21 protein-coding genes and 1 pseudogene are annotated in these 25,906 nt (G+C 68.7%); 18 read left to right on the top strand and 4 right to left on the bottom strand.

All coding sequences use genetic code 11. The features are described 5' to 3' along the window. Positions 1 to 586: 586 nt before the first annotated feature. The 13 genes from IEZ19_RS40965 (at position 587) to IEZ19_RS40905 (ending at position 17,642) form a co-directional block, all read left to right on the top strand. Positions 587 to 1,213, top strand: a complete 627-nt coding sequence (locus tag IEZ19_RS40965; protein ID WP_189316476.1) for a GntR family transcriptional regulator — start codon at positions 587 to 589, stop codon at positions 1,211 to 1,213. Between the two features lie 7 nt (positions 1,214 to 1,220). Continuing rightward, entirely contained in the window at positions 1,221 to 2,162 is a 942-nt protein-coding gene (locus IEZ19_RS40960) for a dihydrodipicolinate synthase family protein (RefSeq protein ID WP_189316475.1), read from the top strand. Positions 2,163 to 2,245: 83 nt separating this feature from the next. Next, positions 2,246 to 3,976 (top strand): IlvD/Edd family dehydratase, encoded by a 1,731-nt coding sequence (locus IEZ19_RS40955; protein ID WP_189316484.1) that lies wholly within the window; start codon positions 2,246 to 2,248, stop codon positions 3,974 to 3,976. Positions 3,977 to 4,046: 70 nt separating this feature from the next. Then, complete coding sequence (locus IEZ19_RS40950) at positions 4,047 to 5,288, top strand: extracellular solute-binding protein (protein ID WP_229841406.1); 1,242 nt, start codon at positions 4,047 to 4,049, stop codon at positions 5,286 to 5,288. 110 nt (positions 5,289 to 5,398) lie between these two features. Beyond that, complete coding sequence (locus IEZ19_RS40945; RefSeq protein ID WP_189316474.1) at positions 5,399 to 6,520, top strand: ABC transporter ATP-binding protein; 1,122 nt, start codon at positions 5,399 to 5,401, stop codon at positions 6,518 to 6,520. Continuing rightward, positions 6,517 to 7,425 carry an ABC transporter permease gene (locus IEZ19_RS40940; RefSeq protein ID WP_189316473.1) on the top strand — a complete coding sequence of 303 codons (909 nt, stop codon included), beginning with the start codon at positions 6,517 to 6,519 and terminating at the stop codon, positions 7,423 to 7,425. Before IEZ19_RS40945 ends, IEZ19_RS40940 begins: the two co-directional genes overlap by 4 nt. Next, entirely contained in the window at positions 7,422 to 8,300 is an 879-nt protein-coding gene (locus IEZ19_RS40935) for an ABC transporter permease (protein WP_189316472.1), read from the top strand. Before IEZ19_RS40940 ends, IEZ19_RS40935 begins: the two co-directional genes overlap by 4 nt. 11 nt (positions 8,301 to 8,311) lie before the next feature. Beyond that, positions 8,312 to 9,118, top strand: coding sequence for an NAD-dependent epimerase/dehydratase family protein (locus IEZ19_RS40930; protein WP_189316471.1), 807 nt, complete (start codon positions 8,312 to 8,314; stop codon positions 9,116 to 9,118). A gap of 218 nt (positions 9,119 to 9,336) precedes the next feature. Continuing rightward, the gene (locus tag IEZ19_RS40925; protein ID WP_189316470.1) at positions 9,337 to 11,631 is read left to right on the top strand and encodes a glycoside hydrolase family 28 protein; all 2,295 of its coding nucleotides are present in this window, start codon (positions 9,337 to 9,339) and stop codon (positions 11,629 to 11,631) included. A 354-nt stretch (positions 11,632 to 11,985) separates the two neighbouring features. Next, positions 11,986 to 13,962 (top strand): family 78 glycoside hydrolase catalytic domain, encoded by a 1,977-nt coding sequence (locus tag IEZ19_RS40920; protein WP_189316469.1) that lies wholly within the window; start codon positions 11,986 to 11,988, stop codon positions 13,960 to 13,962. Between the two features lie 91 nt (positions 13,963 to 14,053). After that, positions 14,054 to 15,658 (top strand): glycoside hydrolase family 88 protein, encoded by a 1,605-nt coding sequence (locus IEZ19_RS40915; protein WP_229841404.1) that lies wholly within the window; start codon positions 14,054 to 14,056, stop codon positions 15,656 to 15,658. A 41-nt stretch (positions 15,659 to 15,699) separates the two neighbouring features. Then, complete coding sequence (locus tag IEZ19_RS40910) at positions 15,700 to 17,100, top strand: glycoside hydrolase family 28 protein (protein WP_189316468.1); 1,401 nt, start codon at positions 15,700 to 15,702, stop codon at positions 17,098 to 17,100. Between the two features lie 272 nt (positions 17,101 to 17,372). Next, positions 17,373 to 17,642 (top strand): hypothetical protein, encoded by a 270-nt coding sequence (locus IEZ19_RS40905; RefSeq protein WP_189316487.1) that lies wholly within the window; start codon positions 17,373 to 17,375, stop codon positions 17,640 to 17,642. A gap of 240 nt (positions 17,643 to 17,882) precedes the next feature. On the opposite strand, the gene IEZ19_RS40900 is transcribed toward IEZ19_RS40905, so the two are convergent. Continuing rightward, the gene (locus IEZ19_RS40900; RefSeq protein ID WP_229841402.1) at positions 17,883 to 18,554 is read right to left on the bottom strand and encodes a hypothetical protein; all 672 of its coding nucleotides are present in this window, start codon (positions 18,552 to 18,554) and stop codon (positions 17,883 to 17,885) included. Between the two features lie 74 nt (positions 18,555 to 18,628). Then, positions 18,629 to 19,057 (bottom strand): hypothetical protein, encoded by a 429-nt coding sequence (locus IEZ19_RS40895; RefSeq protein ID WP_189316467.1) that lies wholly within the window; start codon positions 19,055 to 19,057, stop codon positions 18,629 to 18,631. Between the two features lie 6 nt (positions 19,058 to 19,063). On the opposite strand from IEZ19_RS40895, the gene IEZ19_RS40890 reads away from it, so the two are divergent. The 3 genes and pseudogenes from IEZ19_RS40890 to IEZ19_RS40880 form a co-directional block, all read left to right on the top strand. Next, positions 19,064 to 20,275 (top strand): CHAT domain-containing protein, encoded by a 1,212-nt coding sequence (locus IEZ19_RS40890; protein ID WP_189316466.1) that lies wholly within the window; start codon positions 19,064 to 19,066, stop codon positions 20,273 to 20,275. Continuing rightward, positions 20,272 to 20,799 carry a hypothetical protein gene (locus IEZ19_RS40885; protein ID WP_189316465.1) on the top strand — a complete coding sequence of 176 codons (528 nt, stop codon included), beginning with the start codon at positions 20,272 to 20,274 and terminating at the stop codon, positions 20,797 to 20,799. Before IEZ19_RS40890 ends, IEZ19_RS40885 begins: the two co-directional genes overlap by 4 nt. A 267-nt stretch (positions 20,800 to 21,066) precedes the next feature. Then, positions 21,067 to 21,381, top strand: a pseudogene (locus IEZ19_RS40880) (ISAzo13-like element transposase-related protein); the annotation flags it as partial. 246 nt (positions 21,382 to 21,627) lie between these two features. Here IEZ19_RS40880 and IEZ19_RS40875 read toward each other — a convergent pair. Both IEZ19_RS40875 and IEZ19_RS40870 read right to left on the bottom strand, forming a co-directional pair. Then, complete coding sequence (locus IEZ19_RS40875; RefSeq protein ID WP_189316464.1) at positions 21,628 to 22,209, bottom strand: hypothetical protein; 582 nt, start codon at positions 22,207 to 22,209, stop codon at positions 21,628 to 21,630. A gap of 32 nt (positions 22,210 to 22,241) precedes the next feature. Continuing rightward, positions 22,242 to 23,822, bottom strand: coding sequence for an ISL3 family transposase (locus tag IEZ19_RS40870; protein WP_444545203.1), 1,581 nt, complete (start codon positions 23,820 to 23,822; stop codon positions 22,242 to 22,244). Positions 23,823 to 23,979: 157 nt separating this feature from the next. Here IEZ19_RS40870 and IEZ19_RS40865 point away from each other — a divergent pair, with 157 nt between their 5' ends. Together IEZ19_RS40865 and IEZ19_RS40860 are read left to right on the top strand one after the other, a co-directional pair. Continuing rightward, complete coding sequence (locus IEZ19_RS40865) at positions 23,980 to 24,285, top strand: hypothetical protein (protein WP_189316463.1); 306 nt, start codon at positions 23,980 to 23,982, stop codon at positions 24,283 to 24,285. 212 nt (positions 24,286 to 24,497) lie between these two features. Continuing rightward, positions 24,498 to 25,697: a S53 family peptidase gene (locus IEZ19_RS40860; protein WP_189316462.1), complete on the top strand. Its 1,200-nt coding sequence runs from the start codon at positions 24,498 to 24,500 to the stop codon at positions 25,695 to 25,697. Positions 25,698 to 25,906: the final 209 nt, after the last annotated feature.

Genomic DNA, 25,906 nt, shown 5'->3' with positions numbered 1-25,906 from the left:
CGGCCGTTGCTCGCCGAAGACACACAACACCCGGGCCGCTTCGTCAAGTTCATCCGCGAACTCCGCATCACTGGTCATGCGCCAGCCCATACAGGGTCGCCGGCGCGAACCGGGTGTGGTCGAACGCGGCCTGCGGGGACAGCCCGCGAGGCGTAGCAACTGTCCTCCCAGCCAGACGTGTTGGCGTCCTCTGCGCCGGTGTGGCCGCATGCGGGCTGCTCGCGCCCCCAATAGTGCCGTCCCCTCCGGTCACGGCACGATCACCTTGCGTGGCTGACGGCCAACGGGGATCCCGAGCCGCTTGCCGGGGTGCCCCGATGAGTCGTGCCTGAGCAGGTTTGGTCTGCTGGCGAACGATGCCTGGGCAGGTTCGCGGTCGGTGTCATATACGACGGTGCCGATCTCGAGCCGACGAGCAGGCTCCAGGCTCCATCTGTCCTGGATTTTGAATCGTTTCGTACGCCACCATTGACCGCCTGCGGCGCGCGGCCTACCGTCATCGGCGTTTCATATATGAGATCCGATCCGTTCCTGGAGCTGGCACTTGTCTGAAGCCCTGATGCCTGATCGTGCTCGTCTGGGCGCGATGCCGTCGCGTACCGAGGCGGTGCTGGACGCCATCAAGCACTCGATCCTGACCGGGGAGTTGAAGCCCGGGCAGGCGCTCGTGGAGGCGGAGCTCGCGGAGACGCTGGGCGTGTCGAAGACGCCGGTGCGTGAGGCGCTGAAGACGCTGGCCGGCTCCGGCCTGGTCACCATGAGCCCGTACAAGGGGGCAGCGGTTCGCGAGGTGAACCGGGAACTCGCCCGGTCCGTCTACGACATGCGGCTGCTCCTAGAACCTGTTGCCGCCGGACGTACGACAGCCGCCGGACGTGGTGACTGGGACGCTGCGGCGCAAGCGCTCGATCTCGCCGACGAGGCCAAGGACATCGGTGACCGATCACTGGCCAACCGGTCGTTCCACCGTGCGCTGTACGCCGGGTGCGGCAACCCCCTGCTGGTCAAGGCGCTGGACGAGCTCCGGGACCAGACCGCGCTTGTGTCCAGCGCGGTCTGGTCCCGGTCGCCCTCGTGGGGGGAGGAGGCCCGCGAACACCGGGCGATCCTGGCCGCCGCCCGCGCGGGCGACGCCGACCTGGTCCGCAACCTGATGCGCCGTCACATCAGTGCCTTTGTCGCGTGCAACTTCCCCGAAAACGAAGCGGAGTAGGCGACCTATGTCACTGCCGATATCAATGCCGGACGACCTGTCCCAGCTTCGGGCCCGGCTTCAGACCGTCGTGGCCATACCCGTGACCCCCTTCCGGCCCGGCGGGATCGAAGCGGACTGGGACACTCACGCCGCCCTGATCGCCCGGCTGATCGAGCACGGCGTCGAGGTGGTCACCCCCAACGGCAACACGGGGGAGTTCTACACGCTGTCCGCGGCCGAGATGCGCCGTGCCGTCGAGTCGTCGGTCGCCGCCGTGGCCGGTCGCGCCGAGGTGATGGCCGGCATCGGCCTCGACACCGCGAGTGCGGTGGCCCTCGCCCGGCACGCCCACGACTGCGGCGCCACATCGGTGATGGTGCATCAACCCCCTCATCCCTACCGGTCGGTCGAGGGGTGGATCGCCTACCACTGCGAGATCGCGGCCGCAGTACCGGAACTCGGCGTGCTTCCGTACATCCGTGACCCGAACGTCACGGGCGCGCATATCGCCGCGCTCGCCGAGGCGTGCCCGAACCTCGTGGGCGTGAAGTACGCGGTACCGGACCCGATGCGCTTCGCCTCGGTGGCCAGGGACGCAGGTCTTGAACGGTTCGCCTGGATCGCCGGGCTGGCCGAACTGTCCGCCCCCGGCTACTGGGCTGCCGGCGCAACGGGTTTCACGTCGGGCCTGGTGAACGTCGCGCCGCGGTTGTCGATGGCGCTGCTCGGAGCGCTGCGTGGCGGGGACTACGGCAAGGCCATGAAGGTGTGGGAGCAGGTTCGCGTGTTCGAGGAGTTGCGGGCGGCTGACGCCTCGGCGGACAACGTCAGCGTCGTCAAGGAAGCGCTCTGCCAGCTCGGGTTGGCGGGCCGGGCGGTCCGCCCGCCGTCCCGGCTGCTCCCGGAGAACGTTCGCGATCAGATCGGGAGCCTCCTCGACCAGTGGCGTGCGGAGGGGTGGCTGTGAGCACGCAGCCGGAGCTCGACCACGACCGAGCAGGGCCTGAGGCAAACGGTGACGCCGACGCCGGCACGCCAGGACAGGACGCCGTGCCCCCGCTGCGCAGTGCTGCCTGGTTCGGTGAGGGCGCCACCGGCGGCAAGCTGCGGGCGTTCAGCCACCGTTCGCGGATGCGGCAGCTCGGCTACCTGCCCGAGGAGCACCTTGGCAAGCCGGTCATCGCGATCCTCAACACCTGGTCGGACATCAACCCCTGCCACATGCACCTGCGCGAGCGCGCCGAGCAGGTCAAGCGCGGCGTCTGGCAGGCCGGCGGCTTCCCGCTGGAGTTCCCGGTCGCCACCCTGTCCGAGACGTTCCAGAAGCCCACCCCCATGCTGTACCGGAACCTGCTGGCGATGGAGACCGAGGAACTGCTGAGCAGTTACCCCGTGGACGGCGCCGTCCTGATGGGCGGGTGCGACAAGACCGTTCCCGCCCTGCTCATGGGCGCCACCAGTGCCGGTCTGCCGGCGATCGTCGTCCCCGCGGGACCCATGCTGCGCGGCCACCACCGGGGCAGGACGCTGGGCAGCGGCACCGACCTGTGGGCCTACTGGGACGAGTTCCGCGCGGGCCGTATCGGCGAGTGCGAACTCGCCGAGGTGGAATGCGGGTTGGCCCGCTCTGCCGGCACTTGCATGACGATGGGCACCGCCTCCACGATGACCGCCGCGGCTGAGGCGCTGGGCATGGCGCTGCCTGGTTCGTCGTCCGTCCCCGCCGTCGACTCCGGCCACCACCGCATGGCGTCGGCGTCGGGCGCCCGCGCGGTCGGCCTCGTCCGCGAGCAACTGACCCCGGCCCGGGTGCTGTCCCGCGAGGCGTTCGAGGACGCCGCGGCGACCGTCCTGGCGCTCGGCGGGTCCACCAACGCCCTGATCCACCTGATCGCCCTCGCCGGACGTGCCGAAGTCCCCTTCGCCCTGGAGGACTTCGACGCCATCGGATCCCGGGTGCCGGTCCTCGCCGATGTCCGGCCGGTCGGCACGCACCTCATGGAGGATTTCCACTACGCCGGCGGACTGCCCGCCATGCTCGCCCAACTCGCCCGCGTCCCCGGCGCCCTTCACCCCGACCGGCCCACCGTGGCGGGCCGCCCCTTCGGCACCTACTACGAAGGAGCGGAGGTCCACGAGCCCGCCGTCATCCGCACCCCGAAGACCGCCGTGGCCGGCGAGGGCGGCGTCGCCGTCCTGCACGGCAACCTGGCCCCCGGCGGCGCCGTCATCAAGCACCTTGCCGCCGACCCGAAACTGCTCACCCACACCGGTCCCGCGGTGGTCTTCGACTCCTACCAGGACCTGCAGCGGCGCATCGACGACCCCGCACTCGACATCACCCCCGACAGCGTCCTGGTGCTGCGCGGCACCGGCCCGCTGGGCGGCCCCGGCATGCCCGAGTACGGCATGCTGCCCATCCCCGCGTACCTCCTCGAACGCGGCGTCACCGACATGGTGCGGATCTCCGACGCCCGGATGAGCGGCACGAGTTACGGCACCTGCGTCCTGCACGTGGCACCCGAGGCACACGCCGGCGGGCCGCTCGCCCTGGTGCGCACCGGCGACCCGATCACCCTCGACGTCCCGGCCCGGTGCCTGCACCTCGACGTCGACGATGCAGAACTCCGGCGCCGCCGCGCCGCCTGGCGGCCCCCGGCACCGCACTACGAGCGCGGCTACGGCGCCCTGTACAGCGCGCATGTCGCGCAGGCCGACCAGGGCTGCGACTTCGGCTTCCTCGCCCGACCCGGCCGCAACCCGGCCCCCGACCCGCAGTAGCTCCCGCGCTGGAGTCGCGACTTCAGCACTGCCCCCTGCTTCACCCCTCTGGACGAAGGGCTCCAGCAGCATGTCTGACAGCACCAGTCACAACCACAGCAGAATGTTCACCCGCCGCGCTCTGGGCACCGTCGCGCTCGGCGCGGCCGCGGCCCCCGTGCTGGCTGCCTGCGGCGCGCCGTCCAGCGGCACGAGCTCGAAGTCGGCTCCCACGTCGCTGCCGACACAGCCGTCGAAGCCGGTCACTCTCAACGTCCTCGACGTCGCCGGCAACCTCCAGCTCACCCAGCCGATCCTGGACGCTTTCAAGGCCAAGCACCCCGAGATCGTCTCCAAGATCACCACGACGACCGGCACCGCCCCCGAACTCGCCCCCAAGGTCCAGGCGCAGCAGCAGGCCGGGAACGTGCAGATCCAGCTCGTCCTCACCGGCACCGACGGACTGTCGGCCGGCATCGCCAAGGGCCTGTGGTACGACCTCAAGCCGTACTACCCGGCGTTCTTCCCCGACCTCATGGCCAACTACCAGCCGGCCGCCGCCTCCATGGCGACCCTGGCCCAGGACCAGGGCATCGAACTCGTCTGGTACCCCTCGGGACCGCTGCTGGAGTACGACCCCGCCGCGGTCAACCCCGTGCCGACCACCCCCGACGCGCTGTTGGACTGGGCGAAGGCGCACCCGGGCAAGTTCCAGTACGCCCGGCCGCGCAACTCCGGGCCCGGCCGCACATTCCTGATGGGCCTGCCGTACCTGCTCGGCGACAGCCGTCCGACGGACCCGGTGAACGGCTGGAACAAGACCTGGGCCTACCTCACCGAGCTGAACAAGTACGTCAGCAGCTACCCCGCCAAGACCGCAGCCGTCATGACGAACCTCGCCCAGGGCACCGTCCACCTGATCGCCACGACGACCGGCTGGTACATCAACCCGCGCGCCCTGGGCACGGTTCCCGCCTCGGTCAAGGTCGCCAAGTTCGACAACCTCACCTGGGTCAGCGACGCCCAGTACGGGGTCGTCCCCAAGGGCGTCAGCAACGACGAACTCAGCGCTGCACTCAGGCTGCTGGCCTTCGCCCTGACTCCCGAGCAGCAGGCCGCCACCTACGACGACGGCTACTTCTACCCCGGGCCTGCCGTGAAGAACGTCGGGATCAAGCAGGCACCCGCCGCCTCCCAGCAGGTCATCGCCAAGTACGGCGAGCCGGAGTTCGACTCCTGGATGACGCAGTACCCCACGAAGAACTCGCTGCCGGCCACCGCCCAGGTCACCGCGTTCGACCTGTGGGAGAAGAAGATCGGTGCCAGCCGGTGACCCGGACCAAGCCCTCGACACCCGAGACGCCGTCGACACCCACGACACCTCCGACGCCGACGACGGCGCAGAAGTCCCCACCGCCGGCCGCCACTTCCAAGGGAGAGCGGGTGCGGAAGGCGTCGCAGCTGGGCGAGCTGCGGCTGAGCGGCGTCAGCCGCGCCTACGGTGGGCACCTCGCGCTCCACCCGCTGGACCTGACCATCCGCGGCGGCGAGTTCGTCGCCCTGCTCGGCCCTTCGGGCTGCGGCAAGACCACGGCGCTCAACTGCCTGGCCGGGCTGCTGCCCCTGACCTCCGGCGAGATCACCATGGACGGGCGCCGGGTGGACACCCTCGCGCCGGAGAAGCGCGGCTTCGGTATGGTCTTCCAGAACTACGCGCTCTTCCCGCACCTGACCGTGCGGGCCAACGTCGCCTTCGGGCTGAAGATGCGCAGGGTGAGCAAGGCGGAGACGCGGCGCCGGGTCGACGACGTGCTCGACCTGGTCCGGCTCCGTGAGCACGCTCACAAACACCCCGGACAGCTCTCCGGCGGCCAGCAGCAGCGCGTCTCCATCGCCCGTGCCATCGTGATGGAACCGCCGTTGGTCCTGATGGACGAGCCGCTGTCCAACCTGGACGCGGCGCTGCGGCTGTCCATGCGCAGCGAGATTCGCCGCATCCACCAGGAGTTCGGCCTGACCACCATCTACGTCACGCACGACCAGGAGGAGGCGCTGTCCCTCGCCGACCGCCTGGTCGTGCTGCACGCCGGACAGGTCAGCCAGATCGGCACTCCCGCCGAACTGTACGAGCACCCGGCCGACGCGCACGTCGCCGCGTTCATGGGCTACCGCAACCTGCTGACCCTCGACCTCACCGCCGTCGAAGCCGCCGAGGCCGTCGCCGAGGGCCGCGGGCTCAAGGTGCGCGGAACCGTCGTGGGCGGGGTACGTCCGCGCCCCGGGGACACCGCCACCGTCGCGATCCGCCCCGAGGACCTGCGCGTGGCCGAGGGCGACGAGCAGCCGATCGCCGAGGCGACCGCGGAGATCGTCGAGTACCACGGCCGCGTGCTGCACGTGGAGGCCGTCACCGCCCACGGCGACCGGCTCCACCTGAGGTCCGCCGGCACCGTCCGCCCCGGCGACGCACTGCGCGTCGCGGTGGACGCCGAACGGGCCCTGGTCTTCACGGATGCCGATACTGCGGCACTCGATGATGCGCCGACTGCCGGAGGTGTCTCATGACCGTCTCCGCCGTTGCCCGTCCAGCCGCCACGAAGCTGGCCCTGCGCCACCGGCTGGCGGAACGCGGCGTGGACCGGACGCTGCTCCTCATCCTCCCCGGCGCGCTCGCGGTGCTCGCTCTGTTCTGCTACCCCTTCCTGTACGGGTTGCAGCTCTCGTTCCAGCCCACGAAGGGCGGCTTCCTCGGCGCCTACCGGGCCTTCTTCTCCGACCCCTTCGCGCGCAAATCGATCTGGTCGACGTTCTCGCTGGCGATCCCGGCCTCGCTCATCAACGTCGGCGCCTCCGTCCCCATCTCGTACCGGATGCGGCGCGAGTTCCGCGGTAAGCGCCTGCTGCTCGCAGTCCTCGTCGTGCCCATCACCCTCGGCACGGTGCTGACCGCCGAGGGCATCCTCGAGTTCTACGGACCCGCCGGCTGGTTCAACCGGACCCTGCACTGGCTGGGCCTCGCCGACTCGCCCGTCCACCTGACCATGAACTACACCGGGGTGCTGCTCTCCCTGATCATCAGCGGCTTCCCCTTCTCGTACCTGCTCACCCACTCCTACCTGTCCGGCATCCACCCCAGCCTGGAGAAGGCCGCCGCGACCCTGGGCGCCGGCTGGTGGCAGCGGTTCCGGTACGTCACGTTCCCGCTCCTGCTGCCCGGGCTCATGACGACCTTCTGCCTCAGCTTCGTGATGGCCTTCGCGGTCTTCCCCTCCGCGCTGATGGTCGGCGACCCCGACGGCAAGACCCATGTCATCTCCATCGAGGTCTACCAGGCGGCCCTCGAACGCTTCGACTACGTCCAGGGCTGCGCCGACGCCATGATCATGACGGCGCTGATGCTGGCCGTGCTGGCCGCCCTCACCGGACTGCGGGCCAGGCTCTACAGCGGCGCCACGGGAGGCAAAGGATGACCACCGCACTCGAGACGCGCCCCGCCGCCACGGGACCCACCGCCCCGCCGGGCCGCCGCGCCCTGGCCCTGCGCCCGGGAACCTGGCTGACGTGGGCCGTGCTGGCGTTCTTCTTCGTCAACCTCGCCGGGGTCATCACCACCGTGCTGGTCAACTCCTTCAGCCGGAGCTGGTTCGACTCCTGGCTGCCGCACGGCTGGACGAGCACCTGGTACAGCCACGCCTGGCACAAGTTCAGCCTCGGCCAGGTGCTGACCACCACGATCGAGGTCACCCTGCTGGTGGTCGTGATCTCCCTGGCGCTGGCCGTCCCCGCCTCCTACGCGCTGGCCCGCCGGTCGTTCCCGGGCAAGAAGCTGGTCACCACGCTGTTCGTCCTGCCCATCCTGGTGCCGCCGATCGCCTACGGCATCCCGCTCGCGACGGTCCTCTACAAGATCCACCTGGCGGGGACGATCACCGGCGTGGTCGTCGCCAACCTGGTGCCGTCGATCCCGTTCGTCGTGTTCACCATGACCCCGTTCATCGAGCAGATCGATCCCCGGATCGAGGCCGCCGCGCGGATGTGCGGGGCGTCCACCTGGACCGTCCTCACCCGGATCCTGTCGCCGCTGCTGCTGCCGGGGATGCTGGCCGCCGGCATCCTCGTCCTGGTGCGGACGTTCGGCATGTTCGAGCTGACGTTCCTCACCTCGGGACCCACCAGCCAGACCCTGATCGTGTCCCTGTTCTCCGCCGTCAACTCCGCCGGGATCCGCGCACCGCAGTCCGTCGACGCCATGGCCGTCATCTACACCGGCTCGATGGCCGTGCTCCTGCTCATCGCGCTGCGGTTCGTCAACCCGACCCAGCTCGTCGCCCGGGCGTCGGACTGAGGGGCGGCGAGATGGATCAGCGTCATGCCGAGCACAGTTCGGGCATCACTCGGCCCGTTCTGATCACGGGTGCGGCCGGCGCAGTGGGGACCATCCTGCGGCAGGGCCTGCCCGGCCTCGGCTGGCAGCTGCGCTGCTTCGACGTGGCCCCTCCGGACCCACCCGACGACGTGCCCTGGCTCCTGGGCGACATCTCCGACCGCCGCCGCCTCGTCGAGGCGATGCGGGGTGCGGGCGCGGTGATCCACCTCGCCGGCATTCCGCACGAGGCGGACTTCCCCCGCCTGCTGCACACCAACATCGACGGCACCTACCAGGTCTTCGAGGCCGCACGGGAGGCCGGCGTCACCCGCGTCCTGTACGCCAGCAGCAACCACGCCGTGGGCCGGTACACCGCGGACACCCGCCTTTCGGACAGCGCCCGCCCGCGCCCCGACTCCCTCTACGGCGTCAGCAAGGCCTTCGGCGAAGCCCTCGGGTCCTACTACGCCGACCGGTTCGGCATGCGGGTCGCGTGCGTGCGCATCGGGAGCTGCTTCGCACACCCCACGCAGCTCAGGCACTTGGCGACCAGGCTCAGCCCGGGGGACGCCGTCCTCCTCTTCGCCGCGCCTGGGTTGCGCTTCGCCACGGTCAACGGCATCTCCGCCAACATCCGCGCCTGGTGGGACCTAGACGGCGCCAGAGCGCTCGGCTGCGCGCCGCAGGACGACGAGGAGGGCTGGGCACGGGACCTGCTGGCCCGCCACGGCGGAGAACTGGCACCCGACGACCCCGACGCCACCTTCGTCGGCGGCCGGATGACAGCGGGCAGGTGACGGACCGGCGCACGGCCGGGCAGCAGCGCTCTATGAGTGAATCGTTTCAATCATCGACACCAACCATCTCCACTTCTTGGAGTATCTCCATGAACTGTCGCAGACAGCACGCCCGTCGACGGCCGCGGTCGTGGATTCCCGCAGGTGCCCTCGCCTGCCTCGCGGTGATCGCAGCCACTGCCGCGACCGGAGCATCCGCCCACGCTGCGGATTCGGCAGTGAAGTCCACCGGCACCGTCGTGGTGCTCAAGGACCACTCCGCCTCCGTCGTCCGTACCGTCGGCACCTCCACCGTGACGGTCCAGGCGGGTGCCGAGGCGGCTGATGTGCTGGCGCACCTCACGGCTTCCGACCACAGCCAGCAGACCCGGAAGATCGTCGACGCGTCCGGCAGGGTCGTGCACTCCGGCGCGGTCAAAGCCGGCGATCGCCTCGTGGTCACGGCCGCGGACGGTCTCTCCACGTACAGCTATCGGTTCGCGGTCTACGATCCTGCAGCGCCCAAGCGCGACGGTGTGTACTGGGACCAGCCCCTGTACGACAGCACCGACAGTTCCGTGAACGCGCACACGCCGGTGTTCCCCGATCGCCGCTGCGACGTCACCGCACCCGTGTACGCGCCCCTGGTCCGGCAGGCGACGGAGACGTACGCCGTGGGCAACGAGGCCGGCGATCCGGCGGCCACGTCCTCACCGCTGGTCTTCCGCTCACGGCAGGTGTGGTTCTATGGCGCTGCCATCAATGCTGCCATCAAGGACTGCCACAAGGCGGGCGGTGGCATCGTCGTGGTCCCGGCGGGGCTCTCGCGCAATGACGACGGCGCCTACTACTCCGGCGCCATCAACCTGCTGAGCGGCGTCAACCTACACATCGACAGCGGCGCAGTCGTGAAGTTCATGCGCAACAAGTCGAACGAGTACTACCCGGTCGTGCGCACCAGCTACGAGGGCACCGACATGTACAACTTCTCCCCCCTCATCTATGCCCTGCACCAGCACGACATCGCGGTGACCGGCGGCGGGATGCTGGACGGCCAGGAGGACATGTGGAACTGGCGCCCGTGGAAGAAGGGCTACTGGGGCGAGCCCTCCGTGGAGAACAAGGACCCTGACGCCGACTACGGCGAGAACGGCGTCCTCAACGAGATGAACTTCGAGGACACTCCCGTCGAGCAGCGCATCTTCACCGATGACGGGCATCTGCCCGCCACGATACCGATGGTGAAGGGGGGCAAGGTCGAACAGGTGGCTCCGCCTGCCGGCGCGAAGGCGATGAAGTCGACCTTCCGGCCCCAGTTCATCGAGACCAACGACTCGTCCGACGTGCTCCTTGAGGGTGTCAAGATCCGTAACACCCCGTTCTGGATCGTCCATCCCCTGAACTCGACGAACGTCCTGATCCGCGGTCTGGACATCTACAGCGACAAGACCAAGGACTTCGAGGTGAAGGGCTGGAACAACGACGACGGGGTCGACCCCGAGTCCAGCCGGAACGTGGTCATGGAGGACAACTACGTGACCGTCAGCGACGACGGTGCCGCAATCAAGTCAGGGCGCAACGTCAACGGCCGTGAGCACCGCGCCCCCAGTCAGGACGTCATCATTCGCAATTCCGTGTACAACAACGACGGCGGCAACTCGGCTGCCATCTCCATGGGCAGCGAGATGTCCGGCGGAATCCGCGACGTGTTCATCGAGGACAACGTCTTCACCGGTCCCGGTCTCGCCATGGCCTTGAAGATCAAGACCAATTCGACCCGCGGCGGGGTGGTGGAGCGCATTTACCTGCGCAACTGCACGCTGCAGCAGGCCACATCGGGTTTGGTGCAACTGGACGGCAACTACCCCGAGACCGTTCCGTTCCCGAACGCGGACGCCTTCGACCCGACCATTCGCGACATCTACATCGACCACGTGAACACCGTGCCGACGATGACCCCGGGCAAGACGACCTTCGCCCTGAGCAGCGCCGCATCCCGCTCCCCGGTGGAGAACGTCTACTACCGCAACTCGATCTTCCACACCAGCAGCACCCTGCAGTCCGGCTTCGACAAGAACAAGAACATCAAGAACTTCGTCGTGCAGAACGTCACTTACCTCGACCCGGCGACGGGAGCGACCACGACGTACAACACCACGCCTCTAAACCTCCTGGACCAGACGACAGCCGTGACCGAAACTGGCGAACGCGTACCGCTGAAAGCCGTCAGTATCGATCACCCTGACGTGATCACTCCTGCGCCGACCCGCACCTTCACCGTGGCCGGGAAATTCGACATCGCGCGGCACCCGTCGTTCCCGCTGGACGGCACCGCCCGGCTGTTCCTGGACCGGAGCAGCACGCCAGTCGCCGTACACGTGCAACCGGGCGGCAGCTTCGTGAGCGACCCCATCACGCTGGACGACAACCAGAGCTGGTATCGCGATCGGCACTACGTGGCAGTCAACTTCTCCGAGGGCATCGACATGAACACGGAGGTGTATCAGGTCGCAGCTGCGGCTTCGGCACAGTAGGGCCATCCTGAAGCGGGGCTGCCGCGGATCGCCCGCGGCGGCCCCGCTCTGCCTTCGGATTGAACGTTTCAATTCCTGGATCTTGTGCGGCCCCCGAGCGGCTGACGCTCCCAACGTGGGCAGCCAATCGCGTGCGATCTCTTGCGTACTGGTGGAGTCAGGATTAAGTTCCCCATCGTCTGAGTCGATTCAATCAGCTTGGAAATCTGCCCGAGGTGACCGCTCGGGTTCCACGCACCTTCGCAGGCCCGGGTCGCCGCCGGCACCTCCTCTGCGCACTGCCTCGACGCGACGACCGGGTTTCCGCACCCTGCGCCCCGCACCACAAGCTGCCACCGAGGAGCTCACCACACCATGTCAACCTCCCAGAGAAGAGCCGTTGCCCGTTCACGCAGCAAGGGCATCCTGCTCACCACCGCGATCCTGACGGCCCTCTCGGCTGCCGCCCCCGGCGTGGCCGTGGCCGCGGCGCCCAATCACGCGCCGCTCGCTCCGGATCACCTGACGGTGGGTGACCAGTCGCGGCCGCTCGAGGTCGAGGGCGCCCCGCAGTTCGGCTGGCAGCCGCTCGACGTCGACCCGGGGGAGTCGCAGTCCGCCTACGAGATCGTGGTGAGCCGTGCCGCCACCGCGTCCGGAGCGGCTCAGCAGGTCTGGGACAGCGGCAAGGTCACCTCCGCCGACGAGGCGTACGTCCCGTACGGGGGCCCTGCTCTGGCAGACGGCAGCAGCTACACCTGGACCGTGCGCACCTGGGACCGTGCCGGAGCTGCCTCGAAGTGGGCGGCACTGGCGTCGTTCGACACCGGCATCACCGACTCCGAGTGGAAGGCGAGCTGGATCCGCCGGACCACTGGCGAGAAGGACGACTACACCCTGGCCCGCAAGGAGTTCACCACGGGCGCCAGCCAGGTGGTGCGCGCCCGGCTCTACCTGTCGGCGTACCAGCAGTACCAGGCGTACATCAACGGCAAGCTGGTCGACCGGGGACCGGCGTACACCTACACCGACGAGGGCTACTACCAGGCCACCGACGTCACCCAGGACGTGAAGGCCGGCGGTGCGAACGCCATCGGGGTGCTCTACCACTGGTACGGTCCCGGCCAGGGACGCCCGTCCGACGAGCCCGGCATGCTGGCACGGCTGGTGATCGACCACGCCGACGGCTCGCAGGAGGTCGTCCTGTCCGACGGCACCTGGCAGGTCACCCGCGGCCCGTGGCTGACGCAGTCCTACCGCAACAGCGACGGCCGCGACTACCGGGAGTCCGTTGACGGCCGCCTCGCGCAGGCGCAGGAGGGCTGGACGCTGCCGGGATTCGACGCCTCCTCCTGGCAGGCGCCGTCGGTCGTCGGCGTCCATCCCAGCGGTGTGTTCACCCACCTCCAGGCCCAGCAGACCCGCCTCAGCTACCAGACCGTGCATCCGGTGAAGGTCACCACGCTCGCCGACGGCTCGGCTGTGGCCGACTTCGGCCGGATCATCCCCGCCATGCCCCAGATCTCGTTCGCCCAGGGCCAGTCCGGGCGCACCGTGTCCCTGCAGGCCGGGTACGTGCTGAAGCCCGACGGCAGCGTCTCCTCGTCCAACCACGACAACCAGAGCACCAACCTGTCGTACTCCTACATCGAGCACGACGGTGCGCAGGTCTTCCAGGCGTACACCTACGAAGGGTTCCGGTACCTGCAGATCTCCGGTGCCGGCGAACCGCTGGACGCCTCGTCGATCGCCGCGGAGGTCCAGCACGTCGCCGAGGACCCGAGTAGGGCGGCTACCTTCACCAGCTCCGACCCGACGCTGAACCAGGTCGACGACCTGCTGCAGCGTTCGGCGCTGTACGACACCCAGGAGCAGTTCCTGGACACCCCCACCCGGGAGAAGGGCCAGTTCCTCGGCGACTCCGTGGACATCTCCCGCGCGCTGATGGCCGGCTCGGGGGACCGGAGCCAGACCGCGAAGGCGATCAGGGAGTTCGCCGAGTCGCAGAAGCGCTACTGGCCCGACGGCCGGCTCAACGCCGTCTACCCCAACGGCGACGGGAAGCGCGACATCCCGGACTACACCGAGATGTACCCGGGTTGGGTCTGGGACTACTACCTCAACTCCGGTGACCGCTCGCTGGTCGCCGACACCTATCAGGTGTCCCTCAACGTCGCCGACTACGTGCGCCGCTACATCGACCCCGCCACCGGACTGGTCACCAAGTTTGCCGGCGGTTCCGGTGCCTACGTGAACGGCATCATCGACTGGCCGAACCGCTACGGCTACGACACCGCCACCACCGTGCGCACCACCGTCAACATCCTTGCCGTGGACGTGACGGGGACGTGAGCATCCCGGCTTCGGCCCACTGACCTGCGCCCTCGTCGCGCGGGGGCGGCTACCACCAGATGAGTGCCATCCGAGACTCGGGAGGTCAACGATGACCGACAACGCAATGGGTCGTCCGTCACGAAGGGCGCTTCTCGGCGCAGGAGCAGCGATTCCGCTGCTCGCCGGCCTGCCCACGCCCGCACGGGCAGACGATGCGTCCGGCAACGGCGTGCGGGTGTACGAGGCCGAAACGGGAACCCTGTCCGGCGCTTCCCTCGCCACCGCCTCGTCCGGATACTCGGGCACGGGGTACGTGGCCTTCCCGGCCCGAAGCGGCTCCTGGGTCGAGTGGACGGTCGAGGCGCCGCGGCCCGGAACGGTGCCGGTCAGCTTCCGCTACTCGCTCGCGGACGTCACGGCGGCTGCCGCCCTTCGGCTGGAGCTCTCCGTCGACGGTGTTCCGTGCAGGGAACCGGTGGAGTTCGCTCCCACCGGGGGAGGGGCCGACTGGCACTCGGTCACCACCTACGTCCGGTTTCCCGACACCGGTCCGCATCGGCTGCGCGCCGCCACCGTGACGGATGCCGGTGGACCGTTGCTCGACTGGGTCGCCCTGGGGGAGTGGCCGCGCGCCGCCCAGGACTGGTCCCAGGCCCTGGTCGAATCGACCATGCGCCGATCCACCCCGGCAACACTCGGCGGCTGGGGCTACGGCACCGGTCTGTACCTGTACGGCCAGTACCTGGTCTACCAGCGCCTGCGCGACCCGCGGTATCTGGAGTACATCCGGACATGGGCCGATCGCTTCGTCGACGCGTCCGGCCACATCGGCGACCCCTTCGACAGCCTGGACTCCATGCAGGCAGGCAACATCCTGCTGATCCTGCACAGCGAGACCGGCGACAACCGCTACCGGACCGCGGCGCAACAGATCCGCGACCGGCTGAGAACCTATCCCCGCACCAGCGACGGGGGCTTCTGGCACTACACCACCCGCCAGTGGCAGTTGTGGGGCGACGGCACGTACATGCTGCTGCCGTTCCTCATCCGCTACGGACACGCTTACGGCGAGGTCGATTACGCCGACGACGAGGTCGCCCACCAGTTGAACGTCTACGGCACCCATCTGCAGGACGCCTCGGGGCTACTCATGCACGCGTACGACGAATCCGGCGCACAGCCGTGGGCCGACCCGGTGACCCACCGTGCGCCGGAGAAGTGGGCGCGTGCCATGGGCTGGTACGGCATGGCGGCCACCGTCGCGCTGGAGTACCTGCCCGACGACCACCCCGGACGCCCCGGAGTCGAGGCGATCCTCGGCAACCTCATGCAGGCCTGGCTCCGTTACCAGGACTCGGCAACCGGCTGCTGGTACCAGGTCGTCGACAAGGGCGCGGACAGCAGGAACTGGACCGAGACGTCAGCCACGTCCATGTACACCTGGACGCTGGCCCGGGCCATCCAACGCGGCGCCCTCAGCCACCGGGAAGAGCCAAGAGTGCTGGCCGGATACCGCGGAGTGCTCGAGCGGATCGCGCTCGGCCCGACCGGGCTGACCGACCTCACCGACATCGTCACCAGTACCAGCGTCGGTGACCTGCTCTACTACTTCGCCCGCTCCCGGGCCGCGAACGACCAGCGAGGACTCGGCTCGTTCCTGATCACGAACGAGTTGCTCGCACACGGCAACACGGGTGAGTTTACCCTGCGTTGACGCAGCCCGAATCACCACGCCATCTGATTCGAGAGGTCCGCATGACCCACTCCTCACCGAACCGTAGACAACTGCTGCGCTCCGCCATCGCCCTGGGCAGCGCCGCGGTCGTTCCCTCGCTCTTGCCGAGCAGCGCCTTCGCGCAGTCGCAGCAGGACGCCGACCGAGCCGCGGACGTTGCCGCCGACAGGATCATCGCGGCGATCCACCGCCCCCGTATCCCGCAACGGGAAATCCGCATCACCGATTTCGGGGCGGTTCCGGACGGAACGACCGACACCACGCAGGCGCTGGCCAACGCCATCCAGTCCGCACACCGCAGGGGCGGAGGACGAGTGGTGGTGCCCAGCGGTACCTGGGCCACCGGCCCGATCCACCTGCTGTCCCGCGTCGAACTGCACCTGGTCGAGGGCGCCACGCTGCTCTTCCACACCGATCCGGCGGCGTACCTGCCCACGGTGTACAGCCGTTGGCAGGGGATCGAGTTGATGAACTACTCGCCGCTGATCTATGCCTACGGTCAGCACGACATCGCCCTCACCGGAAACGGTGTGCTGGACGGTCAGGCGTCCACGGACAACTGGTACACGTGGGGCAAGCCCGGCGGCAGCGACTTCTCCGCCCTGGAGGCGACCGCCAACGCAGGGATCCCTGTTCCAGAGCGGGACGGCGCAAATTACCACCTCCGGCCCTGCTTCGTCGAGCCCTACCGGTGCGAGCGCGTGCTGGTTGAAGGCGTCACCCTCAGGAACTCGCCGTTCTGGAACCTGCACCCCACGCTCTGCCAGGACGTGACGATCCGCAACGTCACCGTGGAATCCACCGGTCCCAACACCGATGGCTGCGACCCGGAATCGTGCGACGGGGTGCTCATCGAGGGCGTCTCGTTCAACACCGGCGACGACTGCATCGCCGTCAAAGCGGGGCGCAACACCGATGGCCGGCGGGTCAACGTCCCCTGCCAGAACCTCGTCGTCCAGAACTCCACGTTCGCCAACGGGCACGGCGGTATCACCCTGGGCAGCGAGATGACCGGCGGCATCCGCAACGTCTACGGTCGCGACCTGACCATGTCCTCGACCGGACTGCGAGCCGGCCATCGACTCAAGACCAACTCGGTGCGCGGCGGGTTCCTCGAGAACAGCCACGTCTACCGCGTCAACGTCCAGGCGATCGGCGGACCGCTCCTGCTCATCGACTTCAACTACGGCGAGGGCGACACCGGCACCTACCCCCCGACCGTGACCGACATCAACCTGAGCCACTGGTCGGTCGCCTCCGCCTCCCAGGGTTGGGACATCCAGGGCTACGCCGACGACCCGGTCGGCACGGTGCGGCTCAGCGACGTCACCATCGACGGGCCGCTCAGCAAGGCGAACACCGCAGTCAACGTCACTGACCTCGAACTCGACCACGTCGTCATCAACGGCGTCGAACAGTAAGCGAGACCCTCACTCACTGGAAGCATGATGCGACAGCATGAACATGCTCGTTCTCCGTGGCGGGGCCGGGTACTTCTGACCGGCCTGGCTCTCGCCACGATCGTGTCGTCCGCACTGACGTTCACGGCCGACTCCGCGTCCGTGGTGGCCTTCCCGGTGGGTAACGGCGCCAACGCGACCGGCGGCGCGGGCGGAACGACCTACCACGTCACCAACCTCAACGACTCGGCAGCGGCTCCTTCCGCGACGCGGTCAGTTCCTCGGGCCGGACCGTGGTCTTCGACGTCGGGGGCTACGTGAATCTCTCCTCCGCGGTCGTCGTCAAGAGCAACATCACCATCGACGGCACGACCGCCCCTGGCGACGGCATCGGCTTCATGGGCCGGGAGGTGTCGTTTTCCAACTCGTCCAACATCATCGTCCGCAACGTTCGGTTCCGGCAGGGAGACCTCGACCCGGACACCGGCAAGTCCGGCATCAACCTGTACGCCGGCTGGCCGCAGGCGGGGTTGATCGGGCATTCGCCGGGGACCGGGCAGTAGCACTCGCCGTCAGGGCAGTCGCGTCGGCACCCGCCGTCCTCGTTGTCCGTGTGGGTCCGCACAGCCCGGAGTGTGAGATCACTTGAGGGCAGGCCAGGCCGGCGCCGTCGACCCACCGCCCGCAGTGGGTGACGAACAGCCCGCCCTCGGGGATGCGCCCCTTCTCGTCCTCGGCGTGCTGCTGCGCGGCCCAGTCCGCTGCGACTTCGGCGTACCAGTCGATGCCCGGCTCAGCCGCCGTCATCGCCCGGTCGCCTGCTGCTGGGTGGGGAGGGCGGCGAGGGGGGACCGGTGGCCCTTGGGGGTTGCGCGGGCGGCTTCCCAGTCGATGCGGCGGCTGCGGGCGACTCGGTCCAGATCGGCCCGGCGGTAAAGCAGGACGACGTCGTGCCTGTTCCAGCCCGAGCGGGCGGTGTCCGCGTGGGTCAGGAATCCGGCGCGGACCAGGTGGTCGAAGTCGGATGCGCGGATGCCAAGGACCTGTGCGGCCGCGTCGCGTATGTGGAGTGTTCCTGCGGCCGAGGCGCGTTGGACCTTGCGGCGGTCGTTGAACTTCTCCAGGGTGAGGCCGCAGTACAGGGGATGGCCTTTGTGGTCGCCGGCCGCGGGCAGATGGCCGCGGCGGGCGAGTTCGGCGGCGGTGCCAGGGTGCACAGGAATGTCGAAGCGCTCAGCGAGGCGTTCCTCGGCGCGGGTGGCGCCGACGTCGGGCATCGTGCCGACGGCCTGCCTGATGGCGTTGATGCGGGCGACGGCGTCGTCGAAGACGGCGGCGGACCAGCGGTCGCCGGTCACATCGGGACCGGGGATGAGTCCGAGGCGCTGGGCGCGCGTGAACTGCCACAGCGTCAGGCCGGCGCGGTGGGGGAACTGCAGGGGGCCGTACGTGAGCGTGCTGGCGGTGGTGGTCATGTCGGGGTTTCCGTCCGAGGTGCTGCGGGTGATCCGGGCTGTGTCGGGTGTGTTGTCGGTGATCCGGTCGGGGTTCACCGGTCAGCGCCGTCCCACATCTCCACACCGGCCCACTCGCCGTCTTCGTACTCACCGAAGTCGTCCGTCTCGTCAGCCCGGCGCTCCTCGTCCAGCTCGTCCAGGACCATCGCCGCGTACTTGTCCTCATGGGGGTCATACGGCTCGCGGGCCTCGTCCGCCATGTTCGCCCAGTACGCCGCCTCCTGGTCTGCCTCCCACGCGGCGCGCTCAGCCGGGGTCAGGGATGCCAGCCATGCCTCGTGCTGCGCCCGGCGGTCCTCGTCGGCCGCGTCGTGGTAACCCCGCCAGATGTGCGCCGGCAGGTGGGGTTCCAGGGAGCACCAGGACCAGGTGCCATCGAGCAGGTGATGGCCGGCCGGGCGGGCGCACCGGCCGCCGTCGAACAGCACCGCACCGCGGCGGCGCGGCTCGCCGACGTCCACGACCGCATGTCCGCACACGCCCCGGACTACGTGCGGCTCCGTCGAGGCCGGCCCTACCGGTTCGCGGACCTGCGCAGCCACCTGCGATCCCTGCCCGACGTCGAGCACATCGCCTTCGTGTCCTTCCACTGCGGCGCCAGAGCGACCACCGTGTTCATCTTCGTACCGGACACCGACCGGCTGACCGCCTCACGGGTACCGGTGGGAGAGAAGCGGCTCACCGACCTGGCGCGGCGGCTGCGGCACATCTTCGACGGCGCGCCGAACGACTTCCCTCCCACGGCACCGCTGCACCCACGGCGTCCCTGGCGCCGCGACATCTCCTTCCTGGCCGAGCTGACCCCGCTGCTGGCCGCCTTCCTGCCCCTGACCCGCGGCCGCGAGCTGCTCTACGTTTCCGGGGACGGCCCGTTACCCGGGCTGCCGCTGTCCGCGGTGCCCACCCCCGAGGGCCCGCCGCTCGCCGCCCGGCACGCCGTTGTGTACGTCAGCGGTGCGAGCGCGTTGTTGCACGCGGCCGCCCGGCATCAGGCACACAAGGGACACGGCACGTTGGAGGTCTTCTGCGCCGCGGTGGCTGCCCGTGAGGACCCGGTGCCCGAGCGGCTGGAGGGTGACGCCGAGCTGCTGAGTGCCGCGGGGTGGCCGGTCATCGCGCTGACCGGGGAGGATGCGACCCGCCAGGCGGTCCTCCATCGGCTGGGCACGGCCGCCATCGCCCACATCACCTGCCACGGATACTTCGACACCCGGGAACCTCTCGACTCGGGACTGCTGCTGGCCCAGAACGGCCGCCGTCCCAGCAAAATGCCCGCCGGGCAGTCCGTGATCGCTCGGCTCGATCACCTGCTGACCGCCCGGGACCTCGCCCGCAGCGCCCTTCCCACTCGGCTGCTGACCCTGCGTGCCTGTGCGACCGGTCTGAGGGACGAACACGCCGTCGGAGACCTTGAGGGGCTGGTCCAAGCCCTACTGTACGCCGGTGCAGACACCGTGGTCGCGTCGCTGTGGAACGTCGACGAGCACAGCTCACGGCGGCTCCTCGTCGACTTCTACCGCGGCCTGCGGTCCGACCCCGGCCAACCGCTCTGGCGGACCTTCTGGCACGCCCAGAAGAAGACGCTCGAAACCCCGGGCCAGCCCTGGGAGGCCCACCCCTACCACTGGGCGGCCCTCGCTCTCTTCGGCGACGGCTCCGACAACTGGAGGCATCCATGACCACGTTCGCCGCCCACACCGTCGCCAACCTGCCCGACCGCTCCGTCCTGCTGTCCCTGCAGGAAATCGCGGAGGACATCGGCACAACCGACACCACCCGTACTCCTCTGGACGCGGATGAAGCCGAGTCCCTGCTCTCAGCGCTGCTACGGGTCGGCGAGCAGTCGCCCGTCACCATCTCCGGGCTGCCGGAACAGCGGATGCTGACAGTCGCCCGTCGGCTGCTGACCCACATCGCTGAGGACCCCGACACCGCGGCGACGGCGGGCGCCGTTCTGGCCGACCCGCCCGCGGACGAGCACATGTCCGTGGAGACTGCCGTCACTGCGACTGTCGTGCTGGGCGCGCTGGTCGGCTGGCTGCAGACCAAGGTGGACATCCGGATCAAACGTAAGGAAGGCAAGGCGGAGTTCGAGTTCCGACTGACCAAGACCACCTCGTCCGCCGTGCTCCTCCGCGAACTGTCCGCCGTTATCGCCCGCCTTCTCGGCGGCGGCCCTCCTGGACCGCCGCCGCTGGGCTAGCCCTAGGGCGCGGCGACTCAGCTGGCGGGCCTTGTCAAGTTGCTGGTGTGGCTGGCGAGTTGGGGTGTGTGATGGTGCTCGGGTGCTGTGCCGGGTCCTGCGGTCAGGCGTGTGCGAGTGCCCCGGTGACGGTCTTCCAGATGCGGAAGTGTTCGGTCATCTCGGTGCGGTAGTCACTCGCTGTGATCAGATGTACTTGTAGGTCCCCACCTGGGACTCCACTCCCTGGACTCAAGATCCAGTGTCGAGGTGTCCACGATCAAGGTGGAGGGCCCGAACGCGGGCGCCGAGTGGCACCGCGAGGGCGAACCGGTCCGGGTACGGACACACGACTTCCCGGACCCGGACCTGGGCAAGGCCATCCCATACGGGATCTACGACCTGACCGTGAACACCGGATGGGTCAGTGTCGGCACCGACCACGACACCGCCGCGTTCGCTGTGGAATCTGTCCGCCGCTGGTGGAACGGCCGAGGACGCGACGACTACCCTCACTCCCGACGGCTGTTGATCACCGCGGACGCGGGCGGCTCGAACGGCTACCGCACCCGCGCCTGGAAAGCCGAACTCGCTGCCTTGGCCCTAAGTGCACCGGCCTCCTCCCGGCGTCGTCGGGCATGACGGCCATGAAGTCGCTGATCTCGTCGCGGACCTTGGTACGGCAGGAAGGGCTCGACAACGGCCAGAACGCGAGTCCTGACGGTACGTCGTCCGCGGCCCCGCTGCCCAGTGTGGCTTTGTTCACGAGTAGCGGTTCTGGCTCGCTTTCCGTGACGCGCGCACGCTGAGTGACCTCGGCCGGAAGACCGGTGGGGCCGAAGACGGGCCTCAGGTGCAGACGATGGGGCAGCCGCGTCTGATCGAGTGCTGGGCGGCGCGCAGGAACAGTGCGACGTAGAAGGCTGTGTCCAGGTTTTTGGTCCACGGTCCTGTTCGAGTAGTGGCCAGTTCCTTTGCTTGGTGCCTGAACCACATGCTCAGGTCGAGGTTGTCGCATGTCGCCGGGGTTTCGGCTGGCAGATCGATGGCTGCCGCCAGCTTCTCGGCGAGCGGTAGTACCTGAGGAGCGCTGACGACCATGGACTCGTGGTCGTCGGAATCGATGGGCAACCAGATTTGCTCGTCGAGTGAGAAGGGCACGAGCACGGTCCAGCCGCAGAGGATCTCCGATTCCTCTCGTGACAGGTGCGTCTGACACAAGGCGAGGAACCCGGTCATAGAGGGAGACAGCTTCTCCTCGAAAGCTTGCCCTGAGCCAGGTGCGAAGTCCGTCTCTGGGGGGACGTCCTCGTAGGGCGGTAGGCCCCGCCGCCTGAGTTCAGCGTTGAGCGCTGAAGCAACTTCGCCCCATCCATCTTCCTCGTCACCGAACCATTCCTCTGCGCCGACGCTCACCAGATACACACCCATGTTCGGAAGCTATCGCGTGCATCTGACATTGATCAGTGAGCCAACAGGACTCGCTTGCGGAGCAGTGCGAAGCCAGCCCGGCCGAACATCTGGCGCTTGAGCATCTTGATCCGGTTGACGTGTCCTTCGACGACGCCGGAGTTCCAGGGCAGTGTGAGTCCGGCGATGACCGCGTCGCGGTCTCGGTCGATCCCTGCCGCGAGAGTGTGGAGGCTGGGCAGGTCGTCCTGACGGACGGCGTCGAGCCACTGCGGGAGTCGTTCGCCCTGGCGCTCGGTGAGCATCTGGGCGAAGGACCGGACGTGACCGGTGAGGGCGTCGAGTTCGGAGCAGTTGGCCAGGACGGTCTTGAGCCGGAGCTGTTCGATCTCGGTCAGAGTCTCGGGTCGGCTGAGGATCCATCTCGTCACCACGCGGGGTGCCAGCGGTTGCGCGGTGACCGGCCGTGGCGAAGTGCGCTTCTCTCGCAGGTAGGCGCTGACCCGGCCGTAGCTGCCTCGATAGCCCAAGGGAACGATCTCCTCCCAGAGTTTCCAGGCGTTGGTGCAGCCCCCGTCCCAGCGTTCGTCCAGGTAGGGCTTGTACTCGTCGAGGAGGGAGGTCCGGTTGTGCTGCCACTGGCCGCAGAAGAGGTCTTCCGGCCGGGCAGCGTCGGCGAGGCTCTTGACGGTGCGGTGGGTCATGTTCAGCTGGCGCCCGATCGAACGGCGGCTGTGGCCGGCTTCCAGCAGCGCGTGGACCATGGCGTGCCTGGCTCGGACGCGGTTGGCGAACCGCTCGCTCCGCCATGGAGAGTCCGCCTTCTCGTCGGGCGGCGCCGGTTCGTCGGCCTTCCCCTCGCGATCGGGGACCAGGACGCGAAGGCACTGGCGGTGGCGGGCGACAGCCCGCTCAGCGGCTTCCCCGAGGTTGTGCCACAAATGCCAGCGGTCGGCGACCTGCGTCGCCTGTGGTGCCCCGGCTGTGGCGCCTTCCGCGAAGAACGGCGCGCGATCCCGGCAGACGACCTCGATGCCGGGCCGCTGGGCGAGCCACGCGGCCAGGCTGGACGCCTCCCGGTCTGGGAGCAGATCGATCGGACGGCGAGTTTCGATGTCCACCAGGACAGTGCCGTAGACCCGTCCTTTGCGCGTGGCGTACTCATCAACACCAACCACCCGCGGGGCCGGGACTTCGGGTTCCGGCAACGCATCGAGCAGCCGCAACACCGCGCTGCGGCTGATAGACACCCCGAAGGCCCGTGCCAACCGGGCGCCAGCCCGGCCGGCGAGGGCGAGACCCACCGCGGCGAGAGTCGACCGCAACCGCTCCGTCCACCTGCTGTGCCGCCGGGTCAGTCCCGGCAACTGCTCAGCGAACGTCCGCCGAGCACACGAAGACTCCGGACACAAGAACCGCCGAACTCGCAGTTGCAGGACCACCAGACGTCCCCCGCTCGGCACATCCGCAGGAAACCGCAGGTAAGAGCTGTGCACCCGGGTCGACACGCTCCCGCAGCCCGGGCATGTCGACCCGGCCGCCGTACTGCAGACGTCGACGCGTATCGCCTCGTGACTCACGTCCAGCGACAGCACCGACACGTCCGCGATGGACGGTAACAGCAGGCCCTCCAGGGAAGGCGATGTCTCTTCCACGACGCCGTACTGTCGACCACACCAAGATCGCTCTGGTCATTTTCAGGCAACTTCCCGAAGCCTGATCGGAGCAGCAGCCGTCACTCAGCGTGCGCGCGTCACGGAAAGCGAGCCAGAACCCGAGTAGCGATGGCAATTGTTCATCGGCTCGGACAGCACCGTGTCCAACGACCTGCTCAGCGACGACACACAGCTCCCCTCAACCGAGCCGGACGCCCCGTCCACCGCCGCCCCAGCCGGCGCCAGTCACAACCGGCCCACGTGCCGCCCCGCTCTCATCGCCGGTCTTCCGGCACTGTCGGCCGCCCAGGAGGGCCAGCAGCAGGAGTATGCCCAGGACTGGGCGAGCTGGGCTGGTCCAGGTGTGCTGTGCGGCGTTGAGGTGGTGACGAGCTTCGACCAGGCGCTTTGGGTCAGGCTGCGGGCGCTGCGGCAGAACTGACCCTGCGTCACCAGCACGGCAGCGGGCAGTTACCCTGGGATCCGGCTAGCCAAACCCCCATGGGCATGTCAGAGTTTCGCACTCCGAATCACCATTCATGCAGGCAGGAATCATAGACGAATCCTGTATTTAATATTCCATGGCTTTCCGTTCGGCTGCTGTTCCAGCACGCTTGCGCCGTCGCTGATCTCCACAATCCCAAGGAGACCCATATGCAGCTGCGCGCAAGGCTGTTGACTATCGTGGCCTCGGCCCTGGCGGCGATCCCACTCACGGTCCTCGGCCCCGCCGTGGCCTCCCACGCCGCGGCCACGCCGAGCGTCAAGGCGCCGGCCCACTCCTGCGCCACCGCCGAGACCGGGTTTGCGGCGTGCAAGGCCATCGTCCGCACCGACCTCACCCCCCTGAAGTCGGTCGCCCCGAACGCCACGCCCTCCGGCTACGGACCCTCCAGTCTGCAGTCCGCGTACAACCTGCCGTCCAGCACGGCCGGTTCGGGCCGGACGGTCGCGATCGTCGACGCGTACGACGACCCGACCGCCGAGGCCGACCTGGGCGTGTACCGCAGCCAGTTCGGGCTGCCGGCCTGCACCACGGCCAACGGCTGCTTCAAGAAGATCGACCAGAACGGCGGCACCAACTACCCCCGCCGCAACGGAGGCTGGGCCCAGGAGATCTCGCTCGACATCGACATGGTCTCCGCGATCTGCCCCAACTGCCACATCCTCCTGGTGGAGGCCAGCTCGTCGTCCTTCGCCAATCTAGGTGCCGCGGTGAACCGTGCGGCGGCCACCTCCGGCGTCGTGGCGATCAGCAACAGCTACGGCGGCTCCGACGCCTCCGACGCCACCTACGGCTCGTACTACAACCACCCGGGCATCGCGGTGACCGCCAGCTCGGGTGACAGCGGTTACGGCGCGAGCTACCCGGCCTCCTCGCACTACGTCACCGCCGTCGGCGGCACCCACCTCACCACCTCGACCAGCAGCCGCGGCTGGGCCGAGACCGCGTGGAGCGGCGCCGGCAGCGGCTGCTCCGCGTACAACGCCGCGCTGAGCGGCGCCGCCTTCTTCGACACCGGCTGCGCCAACCGCGCCGAGGCGGACGTCTCCGCGGTCGCCGACCCCGCCACCGGCGTGGCCGTCTACGACAGCACCGCGTACCAGGGCCGGTCCGGCTGGCTGGTCTTCGGCGGCACCAGCGTGTCGTCCCCGATCATCGCCTCGGTCTACGGGCTGGCCGGCAACACCGGCTCGATCGACAACAACTACCCCTACACACACGCGACGTCGCTCTACGACGTGACCTCCGGCAGCAACGGCAGCTGCCCGACCACCCAGTGGTGCAACGCCCGCGTCGGCTGGGACGGGCCCACCGGCCTTGGCACCCCGAACGGCACCGGCGCCTTCTGATCCGCCGCACCTCTCGTACCAACTGCCGGGCCGCAGGCGGCTTCCCGCCCGCGGCCCGGCAGCTTTTTCACATCCTCTTTTGAAGCTTCCCCTTGATCGCGGACACCTGGAGACTGGGACCTGAGGTTCCAGAGGAAGTAGTGCCAGGTGCACGGCGGCCGGCGCAACCTGTGGCTGCGCACCATGGACCGACTGGTCCTGGGCTTCGC

The organism is Streptomyces brasiliensis, from assembly GCF_014647875.1.
GTDB classification, from domain to species: domain Bacteria; phylum Actinomycetota; class Actinomycetes; order Streptomycetales; family Streptomycetaceae; genus Streptomyces; species Streptomyces brasiliensis.
Note: the sequence above shows the minus strand (reverse complement) of the source record. Positions and strands in the feature narration are given on the sequence as shown.

Excerpts from the sequence above, each read along its gene's own strand:
- IEZ19_RS40960 (WP_189316475.1), top strand. The coding sequence starts at position 1,221 with ATGTCACTGCCGATATCAATGCCGGACGACCTGTCCCAGCTTCGGGCC.
- IEZ19_RS40965 (WP_189316476.1), top strand. The coding sequence starts at position 587 with ATGCCGTCGCGTACCGAGGCGGTGCTGGACGCCATCAAGCACTCGATC.
- IEZ19_RS40885 (WP_189316465.1), top strand. The coding sequence starts at position 20,272 with ATGACCACGTTCGCCGCCCACACCGTCGCCAACCTGCCCGACCGCTCC.
- IEZ19_RS40860 (WP_189316462.1), top strand. The coding sequence starts at position 24,498 with ATGCAGCTGCGCGCAAGGCTGTTGACTATCGTGGCCTCGGCCCTGGCG.
- IEZ19_RS40915 (WP_229841404.1), top strand. The coding sequence starts at position 14,054 with ATGACCGACAACGCAATGGGTCGTCCGTCACGAAGGGCGCTTCTCGGC.
- IEZ19_RS40950 (WP_229841406.1), top strand. The coding sequence starts at position 4,047 with ATGTCTGACAGCACCAGTCACAACCACAGCAGAATGTTCACCCGCCGC.
- IEZ19_RS40920 (WP_189316469.1), top strand. The coding sequence starts at position 11,986 with ATGTCAACCTCCCAGAGAAGAGCCGTTGCCCGTTCACGCAGCAAGGGC.
- IEZ19_RS40900 (WP_229841402.1), bottom strand. The coding sequence starts at position 18,554 with ATGACCACCACCGCCAGCACGCTCACGTACGGCCCCCTGCAGTTCCCC.
- IEZ19_RS40940 (WP_189316473.1), top strand. The coding sequence starts at position 6,517 with ATGACCGTCTCCGCCGTTGCCCGTCCAGCCGCCACGAAGCTGGCCCTG.
- IEZ19_RS40935 (WP_189316472.1), top strand. The coding sequence starts at position 7,422 with ATGACCACCGCACTCGAGACGCGCCCCGCCGCCACGGGACCCACCGCC.
- IEZ19_RS40930 (WP_189316471.1), top strand. The coding sequence starts at position 8,312 with ATGGATCAGCGTCATGCCGAGCACAGTTCGGGCATCACTCGGCCCGTT.
- IEZ19_RS40890 (WP_189316466.1), top strand. The coding sequence starts at position 19,064 with ATGTCCGCACACGCCCCGGACTACGTGCGGCTCCGTCGAGGCCGGCCC.
- IEZ19_RS40875 (WP_189316464.1), bottom strand. The coding sequence starts at position 22,209 with ATGGGTGTGTATCTGGTGAGCGTCGGCGCAGAGGAATGGTTCGGTGAC.
- IEZ19_RS40910 (WP_189316468.1), top strand. The coding sequence starts at position 15,700 with ATGACCCACTCCTCACCGAACCGTAGACAACTGCTGCGCTCCGCCATC.